The following is a 17,360-nucleotide window of genomic DNA, read 5'->3' as shown; positions in this document are numbered from 1 at the left end:
ATTCCAAAACCCAACACATCGCAATTCATTGGTCAAAAATGGTCTGAAATTTCAATCAATGCCTGTGACTCTTTTTTAATAACCAAAAAACTCTCTGGCCTTTCTCATTTATTTCCAAGAATCTGGAAATAGTCTCTCGGCATTGGATCTATAAATCTTATCAACGACTTCTTTGGGAAGCCCCAATCCCTTGACTGGCCTATCTAATTGGGGTACGGTAAATATTTCCTCCGTATTAAAATAGCGCCAATCGTTTGCCCAAACCCCCATCATATATTCCTTAATTTGACCTTCATCTGTATGCTCATTTTCCTGAAAATCGGTCGCATATAATATTCTATCCTGATATTTCACAATAAAGTCTATGACTTTATTTCGATTTATTTGTGACTGATATTGCAAATGGCTAATGCGTTCCGCCAAATCAACGCTTCCGTTTGGAAAACGATCCAAAAAATCTGCCACTTCATCCGTACTCCATTCAAGGCTGGCTAAATGAAGTGCCACAAAGGACAAATCGGGATGTTTGGCAAGAGCACTGTCCCTATGTGCAATCTGCTCTTCATAAGATGGTTTTTCAGGATGCAAATACATATGGTACTGTGGATGCGCACTAAAGTAGTCTCGATCGTTTTTTACCGTCATGGAGTCCAAAGGAAGCCAACAATTACGAGGTTCCCCAGCATGTGTAAGCAAAACCTTCCCTTGCTTTTCCATGAATTGAAAAACAGGGTCGAGCTTTGCATCATCGAGAAAAATCAACTCACCGTTCCTATCCTTAAATTCCATTCCAATGTTCTTCCAAGTTTTTACTGAATTTGCCCCTAAGTCAAAATCCCTTCCCAATTGTTTGATTGCCTTGTCCGACCAATCCACATCATCCCACCCTTCCAAGGAAATATAGGTGCTAAAGGCCATAACATCAGGTCGTTCCTTAAGTTGCTCTCTTCTAAGGATTTGTTGTTCCTCAAGCGGAGGGTTCTCAGGATAATCGAAAGAAATGTTCAATAACTTAAAATTATGCTGTTTTGCCATCTCCATCACCGTCTCACCTCCATTCACATGGACGTGAACATCGATTTTTTCGACTTTGTCAAAATCTTTCATGGTATAACTATCAACCCTACTTTCATTTGGATCAGCTTTGTTCACCTTCTCCCCTCTCTCGACACAGTGAACATTGGACAGAACAACGATGGCCACCAATAATTTAACATAGCCTCCCATTTAATTGAATTTAAATTATTCGAAACATTTAACTTATACTAATTTTCTAAATTATTATTATTATTTGAATTAAACAAAATATATAAGTATATAAACATTTTCTTCTTGCTTTTAATTTCTTTTTATTGGTTTTTCGAAAGATAATTAGCCTGCGCAGCGAAACTTATTTGCTTAGCATCCCATGGCAAGTTCTAAAAATGTTACACACAACGTTTCGATTTTTGTGGATGGTTGCTGGTAAGTTTCATCCAATCAAGTACACGTTTCCCATACCAAGCGTGTACAGAAGATATAAAGGTAGGCTGTCTGTATGGTAAAGTGGGAATTAGGGCTCTCCTATTGGATTTGAAGTTCCCATTCCATTTTTAGCCTTATATAGGCCCTAGGCGATGAATACTATGAAAGCCTCAAGCTATGACAACTTTGAGGCCTAAACTTTCAATTGCCTTTTTTTGCTCATTGGTAATGCCTTCATCAGTGATAAGAATGTGAATTTTTGTCAACGGGCATATAAATGCTAGGCTTCTTTTTCCGATTTTGCTTGAATCTGCCAACACAATTATTTGATTGGACATTTCAATCATGGTCGCGTTCAAATGTGCCTCCTCTATGTTTGGAGTGGACAACCCGTTTTCAATATCCAACCCATCAACGCCAAGAAATAGTTTATCACAAAAGTAACTTCGGAGGTTTTTCTCAGCAGCGGTCCCTATCAATGAAAATGACTTGTTCCTCAAAACACCTCCCGGGATGATGACATTAATCTCATTGTTGTTGTAAAACTGATTGGCGATATTCAGTGCATTTGTTATTACGGTAATCCCAGCTTTTTTATCTATGTTTCTTACAAATTCCATGGCGGTCGTACCCGAATCCACCATTATGGTATCGCCCTCATTGACATATTCAGCCGCCTTTAAACCTATGGATTGTTTGGCCTTGATATTAATTTTATCTTTTTCAGAAATGTCATAGTCTATCCCCACAGGATCAACCCGCAAAGCCCCTCCTCTTGCCCTTATCAGGATATTCTTTTTTTCAAGCTGGGCCAAGTCATTTCTAATCGTAACTTCACTTACTCCAAATGTTTCGCTCAAATTGTTGACATTAACTTTACCTTTTTGGTTAAGCTCTTTGATAATCAACGATCTACGTTCAACAGTTGACTTTTTATTGGTCATAATCTACATTGTTTTTGATCCTAGCTAAAGACCTTTGTCAAAAGCATAGTGCCAATATATTAAAAAAAAATTGTTTCGAAACCTTAGTTTTTATACTAAATTGAATTTCACAAACACCTTTTCAAACAAACGGTACCAATTTAATGGCACCATAAAAACCCATAAGTGCTTCAAGGCAACGAATTATCAGGTTTTGGATTTGAACAGCTCCATTCACACACCGTAAAGATGGCTTTTATGGCAATATGTGATGCCATCAGAGTAACCATGGTAGATTAAGCGTCTGATTACCTTGATATCAAAAGGACCAAGTACTTGCAGTTGGAAATACATTTGTAACCAGATGCAGACATTCCCTAGGATACAAAGTGGCATACACACTGTCTTATAACCAAAGAAACAGTTGCTAGCCGAATAACTGCTATTGAAATTTGCTGTAGCCTCTTACAAATATGGCCCTTTAGGCAGATTTGCTGGTCAATCCCGTGAATTGGGAAAGGTTGCTATGCATTTCTTTATGGGACGGACTTTAAATTCGATATTTATATATCGAAATTTAAATTGACCAACCTCAACAACTTTGGTCCAGTATCGGTCCCTGTGAAAGAATCTTTGGAAGAACCAGTAATTTTTAAAGTGACCCCCCCCGTCTCCAAGGAATAAAATCATTTTGGTTCAAATACATTGCCTTAGTCCCCGTCACACCACTTGCCACGTCCAAAACATAATCCAAAAGTTCCTCTCCCATTTGTTGGATCGATTTCTCTCCTCGGATGACAGCTCCCGTATCAAAATCGATGATATCAGGCATCTTTTGTGCCAATTCAGAATTTGAGGAAATCTTTATGACTGGAACTATGGGATTTCCCGTAGGGGTGCCCAATCCAGTTGTGAACAGAATGATATTGACCCCAGAACCCGCCATAGCCGTAGTGCTCTCAACATCGTTACCAGGAGTGCACAATAGATTCAATCCACTTTTGGTGATGTATTCACCATAATCCAATACATCCACCACAGGTGAAGTGCCTCCTTTTTTTGCGGCTCCAGCCGATTTCATGGCATCTGTGATCAGCCCGTCCTTGATGTTGCCAGGAGATGGATTCATATCAAAACCTGAACCCGAAGCCACTACTGATCTTTCAAAAGCTTCCATCAGTTGTAAGAACCTGTTGGCTTCTTTATCGCTTATGCAGCGATTTACCAGTTCCTGCTCCACACCGCATAGCTCAGGAAATTCCGAAAGCAATACGGTGCCCTGTAAAGCGGCAAGCATGTCTGACACATGTCCAAGGGTCGGGTTTGCGGATATGCCCGAAAATCCATCCGATCCCCCACATTCCAATCCAACCTTTAAAGCGGACAATGGTGCTGGTCTTCGCTCAATTTTGTTCGCTCGCTTTATAGCTTCGAAAGATTCTTTAATAATGACCTTTAGCATTTCATCAATCGTGCCCATCTCTTGCTGTTCGTACATGAGAACCGGTTTCTTAAAATTCGGGTTGATTTTGTTCAAGGCTTCTTCAAATATTTTAACCTCTAAATTTTGGCAGCCCAAACTCAATACAGTGCATCCGGCCACATTCGGGTTGTTCACATATCCTGCCAACAATTTGGCCAGGGATTCCGAATCTTGTCGTATGCCACCACACCCCCCTTGATGGGTAATGAATTTTATATCAATGTTCTTAAAAACCCTATCAGGTGATCTGTCCTCATTTTTGTCCACTTCGGTCCCTCTCACCAAGGAGCGTAGCAATAAACGGTGGTCGCTTATCCTTTCGTTGAGCAACTCCTTTTCAAAGACCTCCTTAAGGATTTCTATATTTCTATTTTCACAAAAAACAAGAGGAAAGAACAACCACACATTTTGGGTACCTATTTGGCCATCCCCGCGATGGTAGCCCATAAACGTTCTGTTTTGCCATTGGGCAATGTCTGGCGCAGTCCATGAAGTGGTTTCGGTCTTTTTATGTACCTTTGCACTCTCATGTTTTACATTTTCAGTAGTGAGAACATCCCCTTTATCGATGGGATGGCATGCCTTTCCCACCAATATCCCGTACATGATAATGGATTCCCCACGGGCAAAGTCCTTCAAGGCAATTTTATGTTTCGCCCTTACACCTGATATAATGGATATGTCCTTTCCATCCAAAAAGACAGTATCGTTGGCCTTCAAATTCTGAAGGGCCACGGCCACATTATCGGCCGTGTGTACTTTTATGAGGTTTTGCATCTTATGCAATCAGTTTTGATGAATAGTTTTTAAATCCAACTTCGATACCATTGGCCTCCATTTCTTCAAGTGCCATAATCACGGCCTGTTCCAATTTTTCCACTTGGGTCAGATCCGTGCCCCAAAAATCAATATTGCCCAAAATTTTTGACACGGTTCCTTCAATTGATGTCATATTCCAAGCCTCTATAAAACTTGCCATTTCCTGCTTGTCATCCCTTACCGGAAGTTGTGCCCCATTCCATTCCCCCTTATAAAAACGAATCAGGCAGGCTAGTGCAAATACCAATCTTTTAGGCAACTGACCTGTATTTTCGATATAGGTGAGCAAGCTGGGCAGCACCCTTACCTTGAATTTTGAAACTGAATTCAGCGCAATGCTGGACAGCAAATGTTTTATGAACGGATTCCTGAAACGGTCAAAGATATCGATGGCAAAATTTTCGAGCTCGTCCCTGTCCATTTCCAAGGTAGGGATAATTTCCCCAAAAACCGCCTCCCTTACAAATGCCCCTGTAAACGGATCATCCATGGTTTCCTTTACGGTCTCATTGCCATACAATAGGGAGAGGGGAACCATAACAGTGTGTGCACCATTCAATATCCTTACCTTTCGGGTCCTATAGGGTTGCATGTCGTCCACAATCTTCACATCAAGATCTATATTGGAAAAAGGGAGTTTTTTCTTTAGTTCACTACCTCCTTCAATGACCCATAAAAAGAAGTTTTCTGCGGTCACCAGCATCCGGTCCTCGTATCCCAATTGGGCATTGTATTGTTCAATGGTATCCTTTGGATACCCAGGAACTATTCTGTCCACAAGGGTATTGTGAAAGGTATTGGCTTCCAAAAGCCACGTTTTGAAGACTTCCCCCAACTCCCATTTGACGACATATTGTAAAATAATGTGCTTGAGCGTGTCCGCATTATAATTGATGAGCTCACAAGGAATAATCGTCAATCCCTTGCTGTGATCCCCATTGAAATATTGGAACCGCTCATAGAGCAACCGTGTCAATTTGCCTGGAAATGAGCTTGGGGGCTGCATGTCAAAAGTATCACTATCATTGAATGCAATTCCTGCCTCTGTAGTGTTCGAAATGATAAATTGAAGCCCCAGCTCTTTGGCCAGGTCACAATAAACATCAAAATTCACATGCGGGTCAACCCCTTTTACAATATTGGAAATGAGATGTTTCTCTTGAACCGTCTTACCATCCTTGATCCCTTTTAAAAAAAGGGTGTACAGCCCATCTTGATCATTCAGCTTATTAATCAATCCCTCGGACAAGGGCTGGATTACCGCTATCCCTGCATTGAAAGCAATTTCATCATTTAGCCGTTGAAAGGCATACTCCACAAAGGCACGTAAAAAATTCCCTTCACCGAACTGTATAACCTTAATGGGTTGCTTGTCGCTTACGGGAACTGTATTTCTATTTAGCTTCATTCTTTTTACTTTGATGATCAGTAACCAAAAAATTTCGGCAACCATAAACTTAATTCGGGAATGTACGTAACCAAGAATAAGGCCACTATCATGGCCATGAACAGTGGCAGTAAGGGCCGAACCACCTTTTCAATTGTGGTTTTCGCCACCCCCACCCCTACGAACAGAACCGACCCGACCGGGGGGGTACATAGACCGATGCACAAATTGAGGATCATGATGATACCGAAATGGGTGGGATCCAAACCTAATTTTGTAACTACGGGCAAAAATATCGGTGTGAATATGAGCACCGCAGGGGTCATGTCCATAAAGATGCCCACAAACAATAGCAATAAGTTGATTATCAATAATATTACAAATTTATTGTTGCTGATTCCCAGCAGGGCTGAACTGATATCCTGTGGTATGTTTTCATATGACATCACCCATGACATACTCATGGACGCTCCTATCAACAGCATCACAATAGCTGTCGTAGCTGAAGAGTCCAGTAAAATCTTGGGTAAGTCTTTCACATTTACTTCTTTGTAATAAAATCCCAAGATCAGGGTGTAGAGCACCGCTATGGCCGAAGCTTCGGTAGCCGTAAAAATGCCTGAAACAATCCCTCCAATGACCACAACCAAAAGCATGAGGCTTGGAAATGCAGCAACAAAGGTCCTGAACATTTGTTTCAACGAACTAGCTTGTCCAATTTTATACTTCCGTTTCTTGGCCCAAATCATCGCAACGGCCATAAGAAAAAGTCCGGTCAAGATTCCAGGAACATATCCGGCCAAGAAAAGTGCGGCAACAGAGACCCCCCCACTGGCCAAGGAATACACGATAAGAATATTACTGGGAGGAATAACCAGTCCCGTAGTGGCCGAGGTTATATTGACAGCTGCACCAAATTCCTTGGAGTAGCCTTCTTTTTCCATTTCCGGTCCCAGAATACTTCCCATTGCAGAGGCAGAGGCCATGGCAGATCCTGCAATGGCACCCATGAGCATGGCCGCAATAATATTGATAAGGGCCAATCCACCGGGCAAGGCTCCTACAAGTGTCTTGGCAAAGGCGATGAGCCTATGGGCTATTCCACCCTTGTTCATGAGTTCTCCCGAAAGCACAAAAAAGGGTATGGCCAACAAGGCAAAACTGTCCAGTCCTGTGGCCATTCGCTGGGATACCGTGGTAAAGGCAGGCATGGCAGGTATGCTTACCAACATGGTCAGTGTTGCCGAAACGGCAATGCTCCAGGCAACCGGTGTGCCTATGGACAGTAAAACGATAAAACTGAGGACCAAAACCAATATCGGTACATATTCCCACATAACTATTTCAATTTTAAAAGGTCTGATGTTTTATAATAGATGATTAAAAAACCGCTAATGGGGATGACCATATATACTACAGCCAAGGGTATCTGTAGGGAAGGCGATTGTTGCCCCAGCATAAAAGAAATGTACACCAATCGTATGCCCCCTACAATAAAAGCCGTAAGTGCAAAAATGATGATCAGGACATTCACGATGATCATCAACCGTTTTTGAGTCTTTGTATTGGCCTTTCTCGGCAGTACATCTATGGCTACATGCATATTGCGCCCCGAAACGTAGGCCGCACCAAGCACCCCAAGCCATATCATCAGGTATCTCGCCAACTCATCGGTATAAGAGCTTGGGGATCCTACCACGTAACGGGTGAGCACCTGCCAAAGCACGTTGATTACCATTACCCCCATAATAATGGCAAGCATTTTGCCCAAAATCAAATCTATTTTTTGTCTTACTTTCATTGCGAGCCCTGTATTTCCTTTATCAATTCATAGATTTCCGGATCATCCTTATATCCTTCATAAAGTTTCGCCACTTTTTGCATGAAGGGTTCTTTATCCGGTCTGATAACCGTCACTCCTCCTTTTTGTACTTGTTTTAGGGCTTCCGCTTCAGCTTCGGCCCAAAGTTTTCGTTGATAACCTATCGATTCATCTACAGACTCCTTGAGCCATTGTTGTTGCATTTCAGATAAACGGTTCCATGCTTGGGTGCCTATGATCAATACATCCGGCAACATGGTGTGCTCATCCAAGGAATAATATTTGCATACTTCATAATGTTTGGAAAGGTAAAAACTGGGAGGGTTGTTCTCCGCGCCATCCACAACACCTTGCTGTAGTGCGGTATATAGTTCGCCCCATGAAATGGGAGTTGGTGAACCGCCCAAGGCCCGTACCATATCCACAGCGGTAACGCTTTCCATGACCCTGATCTTCAATCCCGACAGACCCTCGGGGTTATTGATGGGGGTTTCCTTGGTATAAAAACTCCTGCTCCCAGCATCGTAATATCCCAAACCCTTCAACCAGTACTTTTCTCCGTCGTTCAGTAATTCCTTGCCAATGGGACCATCCAATATTTCAAAGGAATGTGCCTTGTCCCTGAACAAAAAGGGCAGTCCAAAAAACTTCATTTTGGGAGCAAAGTTTTCCATTACACCTGATGATACCTTGGTCATATCCAGACTGCCAATCTGTAGTAACTCCAAACATTCGCGTTCTGTCCCCAACTGCTGGCTGGGATAAATTTCCACCTGCATGGTGCCATCGGATTTCTCCTTTAGGACCTCGCCCATCCTGACCATGGCCTTATGGACCGAATGGTTGACATCCAGCCCATGACCCAGTTTGAGCGTAATCATATCTTGACCATTATCGCAGCCCCATAAAAACAGGACGCCAATAAATGCCAATGGTCCGTACCATGTGATGAATCTGTACATTCTTACTTTTTAATCTTTTTAATGATTTTCAGGACTTCCCTTATCTTTTGAGTAAGCCCATCAAAGTCCTTGTTGGCCAGGATATCTTTGGATATAAGTTGCGAGCCCATGCCCACACAGGTGACCCCGGCCTCAAACCATGCCTTTAAATTGTCCTCTGTGGGACTTACACCTCCTGTTGGCATAACACTTGTCCACGGTTGTGGCCTTTTTATGGCTTTCACAAATTTTGGCCCATAAATGTCACCTGGGAATAGCTTTACAATCTCACAGCCCAGTTCCTCTGCCTTGGCAATTTCGGTAAGGGACCCGCAGCCCGGTGACCAGAGTATCTTTCTTCGGTTACATATCAGGGCAATATCCTCTCGGAGCACAGGGGTTATTATGAAATTGGCGCCCAATTGTATGTACAATGAAGCGGCGGCGGCATCTGTAATGGAACCCACACCCATGATCATTCCGGGGAGCTCCTTAGTGGCGAAGTAATTAAGTTCCCCAAAGACTTCAAATGCGAAATCGCCCCTACTGGTAAATTCAATGAGCCTTGCACCGCCATCATAACAGGCCTTCAAGACCTTTTTGCCCAATTCCACATCAGGGTGGAAGAAAAGGGGCACCATCCCGCTTTCCTTCATTACCGATGCAACTTCCAACCGTGTATACTGTGCCATAGTGCTGTTTTTTTACCTTGCTACCCTTCCAGATGCATCCCCATCCAATAATTTTTCAACTTCTGGAACCGTGGCCAAATTGGCATCACCATAAATGGTGTGTTTCAAACAGGAAGCGGCCACTGCAAAATCCAATGCTTTTTGACCGTCATTAGGATAGGTCTTCAATCCATATATTAATCCACCCATAAAACTATCGCCGCCACCGACACGATCAATTATATGGGTAATCTGGTAGGTGGGCGATTTATACATCTGTTTACCATCGTACATAACCCCGGCCCAGGTATTATGCGATGCACTTATGGATCCCCTTAAGGTGGTGATTACTTTTTTTGCCTTGGGAAATTTTTTCATCACCTGTTGGCAGACCGATAGAAATGCTTCTGCGGTAACGTCATGGCCATGCTTTGCAACGTCCAACCCTTTGGGATGGATTCCGAAGTGCTTTTCGGCATCTTCCTCGTTCCCAAGTATCACATCACAGTGGTTGACCAATGCGGTCATGATATCTTCGGGCTCCTTGCCATATTTCCATAATTTGGCACGATAGTTCAAATCGGTGGAAATTGTGATTCCCATTTTACTGGCCGTTTCCACAGCTTCCAAGCAGGCATCCGCGGCCCCTTGGGAAATGGCCGGGGTAATGCCCGTCCAGTGGAACCAGTCGGCCCCTTCAAATACTTTTTCCCAGTCCACCATTCCTTTTTCTATCTGGGCCATGGCCGAATGTTCCCGGTCGTACACCACTTTGCTGCCCCGGCTTACGGCACCGGTTTCCAAGAAATAGATCCCCAATCGGTCACCACCATATATGATATTGTCAGTTGCAACTCCCCGCTTTTTCATTTCCATCAAAGCACATTCGCCAATATCATTCTTAGGGAGTCGGGTCACAAAATCCACGGGGACACCGTAATTGGCCAAGGACACGGCCACATTGGACTCACCACCCCCATAAATCGCCTCAAAACTACTGGTCTGGGAGAACCTTAAAAACCCTGGAGGTGCCAATCGAAGCATTATTTCCCCAAAAGTGACTACTTTTTTCATCATTTTTTGCCTCCCTATTTAAAAATCAAAATACCGATTGGCATTGTTATAACATATGTCCGAAACCATCCCCCCGACCAATTCCATATCATTGGGCAACTCCCCACACTTCATTTCTCCTCCCAAAAGATTACAGAGAACCCTCCTAAAATATTCGTGCCGAGGATAGGATAAAAAGCTCCTTGAGTCCGTCAACATTCCTATAAAACAACTGAGAAGGCCCATTGAGGAGAGGGCATTCAGCTGCTTGATGATTCCCTCTTTCTGATCCAAGAACCACCAAGCTGAGCCAAACTGAAACTTTCCTTTAATCTTGCCATCATTAAAATTGCCGATCATGGAAGCCATCACCTCATTGTCGGCCGGATTAAGATTATACAATATGGTCTTTGTCAGTTTTCCTTGCTTATCCAAAGTATCCAAATACTTGGCCAATGTACTTGCCTGTTGAAAGTCCCCAATGGAATCCCAACCCGTATCCGGCCCGAGGTATTTTGCCATTCTTGTGTTTGTGTTGCGCAATGCCCCAAGATGGAATTGCTGGACCCAACCTTTGGCATGATATTGCTTTCCTAGAAACACCAACAGTGCGGTTTGGAATTTTTCTTTCTGTTTTTTTGTCAAACTTTGTCCCTTTTTTCGTTTTTTGAAAATGGCCTCTACATCTGCATTTGTCGATTCCATATAAGGAACATAGTTTAGCCCATGATCGGATAATCTGCACCCATTTTCATGGAAATAAGAAATTCTGGAGGCCAAAGCCTCCTTCAAATCTCTATAGGTAAGTATTTCTATACCACTAACTTGGCCAAGAAGATCCAAATAATGGCCATAGTCCGATTTGGAAATCAGAATGGCCCTATCAGGTCTGAATGATGTACTTACTTTTACACCAAAACCATGTAGTTTCAACTCTTTGTGATATTCCAAGGAATCTGTTGGGTCTTCGGTGGTACAGATCCGTTCAACATTCATTCTTTTGATGAGTTGCTGGCACCCATAGCTATGGGTCCTTAATTCGGATGTAGCTTTTTCATATATTTCAAGTGCCGTTTTTTCATTCAATAAATCACCAATATCAAAGTATCGCTTCAGTTCAAGATGGGTCCAATGGTACAAAGGATTTCTGAGGGTGCTCGGTACTGTTTTTGCCCATGCCAAAAACTTTTCTTTGTCAGTGGCCCCACCTGTTATGCATTCTTCCGAAATCCCCGATGTGCGCATAGCCCGCCATTTATAATGATCCCCGCTGATCCATGCCTCCGTCAGGTTACGGAAATTGTGGTTTTGAGCAATCTTTTTGGGCGATAAATGACAGTGGTAGTCAATAATCGGCATTGGTGCCGCATAACTGTGGTACAGTTCTTCGGCCCAGCGATTGTGCAATAAGAAATTATCGTCAATGAATGTGGTTCGTGACATACTCGATACAGACCTTTAAAAGTTATCTTCCCATCCAACCCCCATCTACAGTGAGAATCGACCCGTTCATATAATCACTTGCAGCTGATGACAAGAACACAATGGGACCCTTAAAGTCCTCAGGCCTCCCCCACCTACCCGCTGGTATTCGAGCCAATATTGCCAAGCTTCTTTTTTCATCCTCGCGCAAGGCCTTGGTATTGTCCGTTGCAATATAGCCTGGGGCAATAGCATTCACTTGAACGCCTTCAGAGGCCCATTCGTTGGACAAAGCCATCGTCAATTGACCAATGGCCCCTTTTGAGGCCGCATACCCCGGAACTGTAATCCCGCCTTGAAATGTCAACAGTGATGCTGTAAAGACGATTTTTCCTTTACCACGGACTACCATTTCCTTTCCTATTTCGCGGGTCAAAATGAACTGGGAATTCAAATTCACCTCAATCACTGTGTCCCAATAAGCATCGGGATGATTCACTGCAGGTTTTCTTAGGATTGTGCCTGCATTGTTTACCAAAATATCAACAACGGGGTGAGCCATCTTCACTTCATTGATAAATGCATACAGAGAATCACGGTTTGAGAAATCACATTGATATGGATAGAATTTTTTACCAATTTCCTGAATCCGATTTTCGATTTCGGAACCCCTTTTTTCAAGACTTGCGGATACTCCTATTATATCGGCCCCTGCTTCTGCCAAAGCCTCGGCCATCGCAAAACCTATTCCTCGCTTACAACCCGTCACAATGGCGACCTTCCCATTTAAGTCAAACATCTGCCCCTTTCTCATCTCATCTCATTTGGATGGCAAACATCCATATCCCCATAGTCCAGATTTTCACCAGCCATGCCCCAAACAAAAGAATAATTGGATGTTCCAACTCCTGAATGTATAGACCATTCCGGTGAAAGTACGGCTTGATTGTTTTCCATGAAAATGTGCCTAGTGTGTTTTGGTTGACCCATAAAATGGCTAATGGCCTGCCCTTCCTCCAAGTCAAAATAGAAGTACGCCTCCATACGTCTCTCATGGGTATGAGCCGGCATTGTATTCCACACATTGCCATCCAACAGTTCCGTCAACCCCATTTGCAACTGACAAGTTTCAACAACACTGTTGACAATGAGCTTGTTTATAATCCTTCTGTTGCAGTATTTGGGATTACCCAGTTCCACGATATCGGCATCTTTCTTGCCCACTTTTCTGGTGGAAAAAGATTTATGTGCCGGAACGGAATTGATGTAGAATAAAGGTGTACCTCCAGTCTTAAAAACAACCTCTTTGGCTCCTTTGGTAATATATAGGGCCTCCTTTTTGTCCAATTCATAGGAAATGCCATCAACCATGACTGTTCCCTTGGTTCCTACGTTGATAACGCCCATTTCACGACGGTCCAGAAAGTTTTCCGACTTCAGGTAAGGGAGTGTTTCCAGCACCAAATCCTTTTTCACCGGTTTTGCACCCCCAACGACATAGCGATCATACATGGAATAGGTAAAGTAGATTTCATCGTCCGAAAAAAGATTCTCAATCAAAAAATGTCGCCTCAGTTCTTCAGATCCATATTGCAGTGCATCCTTTGGATGTGAAGCATATCTAAATTCGTGTTTGGTCATAAAATATGGTTTTGGATACAATTAATTTGCCCATTCATTCTTTATAAGGACATTCCTGAAAACCGATTGAACTCATTTTCCCAAACACGCAGAACAAGTATGAACCCGACGATTATCTTGGTCTTTGTATTCAGGGTGCAAAAATTCGCCCAAACAATAAATTGGATGCCCTATAAAAGTATTTGGTGCCCATAATACCTAATCGATACTGTTCTGATTCCGTTGCAATCTCGAAAAATGCTAAACGTCAATGGAGTCCAACACAAATACATTGCGAATATATAAATATAAAACGAAAGTTATATTCAATCATTTACTTTTCTAATCAAAACATTTAATTTCTTTACGTTATTTTTATATTTTATTTATTATATTTAGACAATGAAAATTAAATTATTACTGTTATTTGGACAAAAGACAGCATTTGGCCAACTTCATATAAAGAAACACCCATCTATACCCAATAGATTTACCTTAAAGCCTGAGAATCTGTAAAGTTTGTCGATAGGTTCTCATTAATATCAAGCTTTAACCGGGAAGCATGGTTATTGGCCCAAAAGTGACAAGAACCAAATGATACACCAGAAAATATCCAGAACATAAATAAGAATACGATATAGAATTGAAAGTAAAGTTCAATTGGCACATTAAAATTATTAACATTGGGTCTGAACATAAAGACGGATGTCATATATCAATATGAAAACCTTGTATATAAACAAAAAAATGAAAGCAAGTTATTTTAAAATGTGGTTTCTATTGGCATTGGTTGCAATGGGCTGCAGAGATCAACAGACAAAAAAAACAGAGGGTGGGTCCATGGATGATTTCCCTTCCCAAATGGTGAGGTTTTTGCCAATTGCTGAAAATCCGATATTCAAGGGGACAGGAAAAGCGACCTGGGACAGGAATATTAGAGAGAGAGGCTATATTCTGTATGATGGGATTTATAAAATGTGGTATACCGGATACAATGACAGTATCTCGGAGGAACGATTTCTTGGTCTTGCCCTATCTAAGGATGGCATTCATTGGAAACGGTTTTCCGAACGTCCTCTTTTGAAGGGATTATGGACAGAGGACATGCAGGTGGTCAAATACAATGATTTATATTACATGTTTGCAGAAGGCAAAAATGATGTCTCCCATTTATTGACTTCATTGGATGGCATTGAGTGGACTCCCCAAGGTAAGCTTTCAATTTATAATGTAAATGGAGATTCCATTGTCCCTCCCTATGGTACACCTACTGTATGGGTTGAGAATGACAGAAAATATCTTTTCTATGAAAGAAACGATTTGGGTGTATGGTTAGCAACTTCCAACGATTTTAGGACATGGACAAATGTACAAGAAGAACCCGTTTTGAAAATGGGACCCTTAAATAATGATTCTGGGGCCGTTGCCGCTAATCAAATCGTAAAATACCATGGCAAATACTATATGTTTTACCACGGTTCTGCAAATCCCGATTGGATGAAACCCGGGGCTCAAGCCGAATGGACCTCCAATGTAGCTATGTCAAAAGATTTGATAAACTGGACAAAATATCCGCAAAACCCCATTGTAAAGGGGGACCACTCAAGCAACATTTTAGTTTTTAACGGCAAAGAACATATTCTTTACACAACACATGACAACGTTTGGAAATATGACCATCACAATTCGAATTAAATGGAGAATAGCATGTTGCTATTTTGAATGGGCTAAGACAATTCTAAAACCAAAGGATTTGAAAATCTCTACGAGTAAGTAACCCGTGATACCACCTACGGTCAATTTAATAAAAGTTAAAAAATATATCAATTATTCTGTATATCAATACGTTGAAATTCCATGATATTAGCGGATTAAACCCATAACCCGACCAATTTCTTTGAAATTTTGATTATAGTTGGTTGGATAAGTAAATATTCTTAGAATTATCTCCTAAAATCGAACTAATCAAAATTAAACTATTTGCAAATAATTAATTATCAATTAGTTAAATATAAATAAACGGTATACAGAACGTATATCGTCAAGCAAAACTTTGGTGCAAAGGTAAAAACCACATCTGGCTCCTGAATAAACATACCAATCCTGTGAAATTACATTTATTTATGGTATTTTTGCTGTTCTCTACCGCATACGGAAACGCATACGGGATGGATATTATATAAAATTCAAACAAAATTTAACTAACTGTCAGTTAGAAAGTTATAAAACCGCGGGGTAGAGCAGTAGGTAGCTCGTCGGGCTCATAACCCGAAGGTCACTGGTTCGAGTCCAGTCCCCGCTACAAGGGCCAAAAAGCCTAGAACCAACGGATTGTGTGCCAGCAATCCGTTTTTTTATGCCCGATGTTTCCCTATTTTTACGGACAGTACACGGTACCGTACACGTTTTTGACATGAAACGCGCCTTCTCAGAGCCAAAGATATACACCGGTGGGGCCGATGCGAAAAGCTGGTCCAAGCTCCCCAGGAAAGAGCAAAGGGACGCCCTTGCCAAGGACTGGTATGTCTACTATTCGTTCCGCGACCCTTCCACCGGAAAGTTGAAGCGACAGCCCAACATCAAGGCCGGCGCCAACCGCTATGGCACCAAGCGGCAACGCTATGCCCACCTTAGGACCATCCAGCGCAACCTTGCAATGCTCTTGGAGGCCGGTTTCAGCCCCTATGCCGACAATACCGAACTGGAGAGGGAGCTCTTTGACAAAAAGGAAAGGGCCACCGATAAGGGCACAATTGCCCCCATTGAAAAGGAGAGGACCCAACGGCAGACCATTGCGCCAAGGGAAAGTGAGCCCGGAACAGGGGTGGCCGAGGCCCTTGCCATGGCCCTATCCATCAAAAAGAGCACCCTTAGGGAATCCACCTATATCAAGTTCAGGAGCAGGGCGAACCGTTTCGGAAAATGGGTGGAGGAACGGCATGGAAAGGGGCACAACGTTGCCCTATTGGACAAAAGGACGGTAATGGAATACCTCAACGATGTTCTTAAGCGCACCAGTGCCCGGAACCGCAACAATGCAAGGGCCGACCTGAGCTCCCTTTTCCAGACCCTGGAGGACAATGACATCATTGCCAAGAACGTTGTCAAGGGGATACCCCAACTGCGCACCCAGCCCAAGCGCAACAAGACCTATGCCCCCGATCTTCTTGAAAGGGTGGAAGGGCATATGGGCAAAAATGACCCCCTGCTATTGCTGTTTGTGCGCTTTGTCTCCTATTGTTTCCTCAGGCCCATAGAGGTCTGTAGGCTCAGGGTAAGGGACATTGACGTTTCGGACAAAAAACTGTACCTGCGCACAAAGACCAAGCTGGACAAGACCAAGATAATCCCCGACATCCTTTTGGGGGAGCTACCGGACATTTCCGATATGGCCCCAGAACACTTCCTCTTCACCCCGGAGGGCATCGGAGGGACATGGGACACCTCGGAGGAGAACAAAAGGGGATATTTCACAAACCGGTTCAAGAGGGTGAAAGTAGAATTAGGGCTGGGAAAGGAATATGGCCTGTACAGTTTCAGGCATACCTATATCACCCAACTCTACCGAAAGCTTGCCAAGGACAACCCCTCCTTCGTGGCCAAGAGCAAACTGTTGCCCATAACCGGCCACAGCACGATGGATGCCCTTGAGAAGTACCTCCGCGACATCGATGCGGAACTCCCGGACGATTATTCCCACCTGTTCGAAAAATAGAAAATGGCAATTGGCCCCATTGCCATACCCTATTTTAGGG

At 42.8% G+C, this 17,360-nt stretch carries 14 protein-coding genes and 1 tRNA gene; 3 read left to right on the top strand and 12 right to left on the bottom strand.

All coding sequences use genetic code 11. The annotated features are described in order from the left end of the window. Positions 1 to 108 precede the first annotated feature (108 nt). From AB1A65_RS16720 to kduI, 12 genes are all read right to left on the bottom strand, one after another. Positions 109 to 1,227 (bottom strand): amidohydrolase family protein, encoded by a 1,119-nt coding sequence (locus AB1A65_RS16720; RefSeq protein ID WP_366591075.1) that lies wholly within the window; start codon positions 1,225 to 1,227, stop codon positions 109 to 111. Positions 1,228 to 1,634: 407 nt separating this feature from the next. Then, complete coding sequence (agaR, locus tag AB1A65_RS16715; protein WP_366591074.1) at positions 1,635 to 2,408, bottom strand: transcriptional repressor AgaR; 774 nt, start codon at positions 2,406 to 2,408, stop codon at positions 1,635 to 1,637. Positions 2,409 to 3,039: 631 nt separating this feature from the next. Then, entirely contained in the window at positions 3,040 to 4,647 is a 1,608-nt protein-coding gene (locus AB1A65_RS16710; RefSeq protein WP_366591073.1) for an altronate dehydratase family protein, read from the bottom strand. Position 4,648: 1 nt separating this feature from the next. Continuing rightward, positions 4,649 to 6,097 carry a tagaturonate reductase gene (locus AB1A65_RS16705; RefSeq protein WP_366591072.1) on the bottom strand — a complete coding sequence of 483 codons (1,449 nt, stop codon included), beginning with the start codon at positions 6,095 to 6,097 and terminating at the stop codon, positions 4,649 to 4,651. Positions 6,098 to 6,114: 17 nt separating this feature from the next. After that, the gene (locus AB1A65_RS16700) at positions 6,115 to 7,413 is read right to left on the bottom strand and encodes a TRAP transporter large permease (protein ID WP_366591071.1); all 1,299 of its coding nucleotides are present in this window, start codon (positions 7,411 to 7,413) and stop codon (positions 6,115 to 6,117) included. A 2-nt stretch (positions 7,414 to 7,415) separates the two neighbouring features. Further along, complete coding sequence (locus AB1A65_RS16695) at positions 7,416 to 7,877, bottom strand: TRAP transporter small permease (RefSeq protein ID WP_366591070.1); 462 nt, start codon at positions 7,875 to 7,877, stop codon at positions 7,416 to 7,418. Beyond that, positions 7,874 to 8,779, bottom strand: coding sequence for a TRAP transporter substrate-binding protein (locus AB1A65_RS16690; RefSeq protein WP_366591113.1), 906 nt, complete (start codon positions 8,777 to 8,779; stop codon positions 7,874 to 7,876). The genes AB1A65_RS16695 and AB1A65_RS16690 overlap by 4 nt, the downstream gene beginning before the upstream one ends. Before the next feature lie 83 nt (positions 8,780 to 8,862). Next, a complete protein-coding gene (locus AB1A65_RS16685; RefSeq protein ID WP_366591069.1) occupies positions 8,863 to 9,531 on the bottom strand; it encodes a bifunctional 4-hydroxy-2-oxoglutarate aldolase/2-dehydro-3-deoxy-phosphogluconate aldolase in 669 nt (222 codons plus the stop codon). A gap of 12 nt (positions 9,532 to 9,543) precedes the next feature. Next, entirely contained in the window at positions 9,544 to 10,584 is a 1,041-nt protein-coding gene (locus AB1A65_RS16680; protein ID WP_366591112.1) for a sugar kinase, read from the bottom strand. Between the two features lie 18 nt (positions 10,585 to 10,602). Next, positions 10,603 to 12,006, bottom strand: coding sequence for a glucuronate isomerase (gene uxaC, locus AB1A65_RS16675; protein WP_366591068.1), 1,404 nt, complete (start codon positions 12,004 to 12,006; stop codon positions 10,603 to 10,605). Between the two features lie 22 nt (positions 12,007 to 12,028). Beyond that, on the bottom strand, positions 12,029 to 12,799 hold the full coding sequence (locus AB1A65_RS16670; RefSeq protein ID WP_366591067.1) for an SDR family NAD(P)-dependent oxidoreductase: 771 nt from the start codon (positions 12,797 to 12,799) through the stop codon (positions 12,029 to 12,031). Continuing rightward, positions 12,796 to 13,626 carry a 5-dehydro-4-deoxy-D-glucuronate isomerase gene (gene kduI, locus AB1A65_RS16665; protein ID WP_366591066.1) on the bottom strand — a complete coding sequence of 277 codons (831 nt, stop codon included), beginning with the start codon at positions 13,624 to 13,626 and terminating at the stop codon, positions 12,796 to 12,798. The genes AB1A65_RS16670 and kduI overlap by 4 nt, the downstream gene beginning before the upstream one ends. 726 nt (positions 13,627 to 14,352) lie before the next feature. Between kduI and AB1A65_RS16660 the strand changes: the two genes are divergently transcribed. The 3 genes from AB1A65_RS16660 to AB1A65_RS16650 all read left to right on the top strand — a co-directional run bounded on the left by AB1A65_RS16660 (position 14,353) and on the right by AB1A65_RS16650 (position 17,320). Beyond that, positions 14,353 to 15,300 carry a hypothetical protein gene (locus tag AB1A65_RS16660; RefSeq protein WP_366591065.1) on the top strand — a complete coding sequence of 316 codons (948 nt, stop codon included), beginning with the start codon at positions 14,353 to 14,355 and terminating at the stop codon, positions 15,298 to 15,300. A 534-nt stretch (positions 15,301 to 15,834) separates the two neighbouring features. Further along, positions 15,835 to 15,907, top strand: a tRNA-Met gene (locus AB1A65_RS16655). A gap of 54 nt (positions 15,908 to 15,961) precedes the next feature. Next, on the top strand, positions 15,962 to 17,320 hold the full coding sequence (locus AB1A65_RS16650) for a site-specific integrase (protein WP_366591064.1): 1,359 nt from the start codon (positions 15,962 to 15,964) through the stop codon (positions 17,318 to 17,320). Positions 17,321 to 17,360: the final 40 nt, after the last annotated feature.

Source organism: Allomuricauda sp. ANG21, from assembly GCF_040705235.1.
GTDB lineage: Bacteria > Bacteroidota > Bacteroidia > Flavobacteriales > Flavobacteriaceae > Flagellimonas > Flagellimonas marina.
Note: the sequence above shows the minus strand (reverse complement) of the source record. Positions and strands in the feature narration are given on the sequence as shown.

Excerpts from the sequence above, each read along its gene's own strand:
- AB1A65_RS16720 (WP_366591075.1), bottom strand. The coding sequence starts at position 1,227 with ATGGGAGGCTATGTTAAATTATTGGTGGCCATCGTTGTTCTGTCCAAT.
- agaR (WP_366591074.1), bottom strand. The coding sequence starts at position 2,408 with ATGACCAATAAAAAGTCAACTGTTGAACGTAGATCGTTGATTATCAAA.
- AB1A65_RS16710 (WP_366591073.1), bottom strand. The coding sequence starts at position 4,647 with ATGCAAAACCTCATAAAAGTACACACGGCCGATAATGTGGCCGTGGCC.
- AB1A65_RS16705 (WP_366591072.1), bottom strand. The coding sequence starts at position 6,097 with ATGAAGCTAAATAGAAATACAGTTCCCGTAAGCGACAAGCAACCCATT.
- AB1A65_RS16700 (WP_366591071.1), bottom strand. The coding sequence starts at position 7,413 with ATGTGGGAATATGTACCGATATTGGTTTTGGTCCTCAGTTTTATCGTT.
- AB1A65_RS16695 (WP_366591070.1), bottom strand. The coding sequence starts at position 7,877 with ATGAAAGTAAGACAAAAAATAGATTTGATTTTGGGCAAAATGCTTGCC.
- AB1A65_RS16690 (WP_366591113.1), bottom strand. The coding sequence starts at position 8,779 with ATGATTACGCTCAAACTGGGTCATGGGCTGGATGTCAACCATTCGGTC.
- AB1A65_RS16685 (WP_366591069.1), bottom strand. The coding sequence starts at position 9,531 with ATGGCACAGTATACACGGTTGGAAGTTGCATCGGTAATGAAGGAAAGC.
- AB1A65_RS16680 (WP_366591112.1), bottom strand. The coding sequence starts at position 10,584 with ATGAAAAAAGTAGTCACTTTTGGGGAAATAATGCTTCGATTGGCACCT.
- uxaC (WP_366591068.1), bottom strand. The coding sequence starts at position 12,006 with ATGTCACGAACCACATTCATTGACGATAATTTCTTATTGCACAATCGC.
- AB1A65_RS16670 (WP_366591067.1), bottom strand. The coding sequence starts at position 12,799 with ATGAGAAAGGGGCAGATGTTTGACTTAAATGGGAAGGTCGCCATTGTG.
- kduI (WP_366591066.1), bottom strand. The coding sequence starts at position 13,626 with ATGACCAAACACGAATTTAGATATGCTTCACATCCAAAGGATGCACTG.
- AB1A65_RS16660 (WP_366591065.1), top strand. The coding sequence starts at position 14,353 with ATGAAAGCAAGTTATTTTAAAATGTGGTTTCTATTGGCATTGGTTGCA.
- AB1A65_RS16650 (WP_366591064.1), top strand. The coding sequence starts at position 15,962 with ATGCCCGATGTTTCCCTATTTTTACGGACAGTACACGGTACCGTACAC.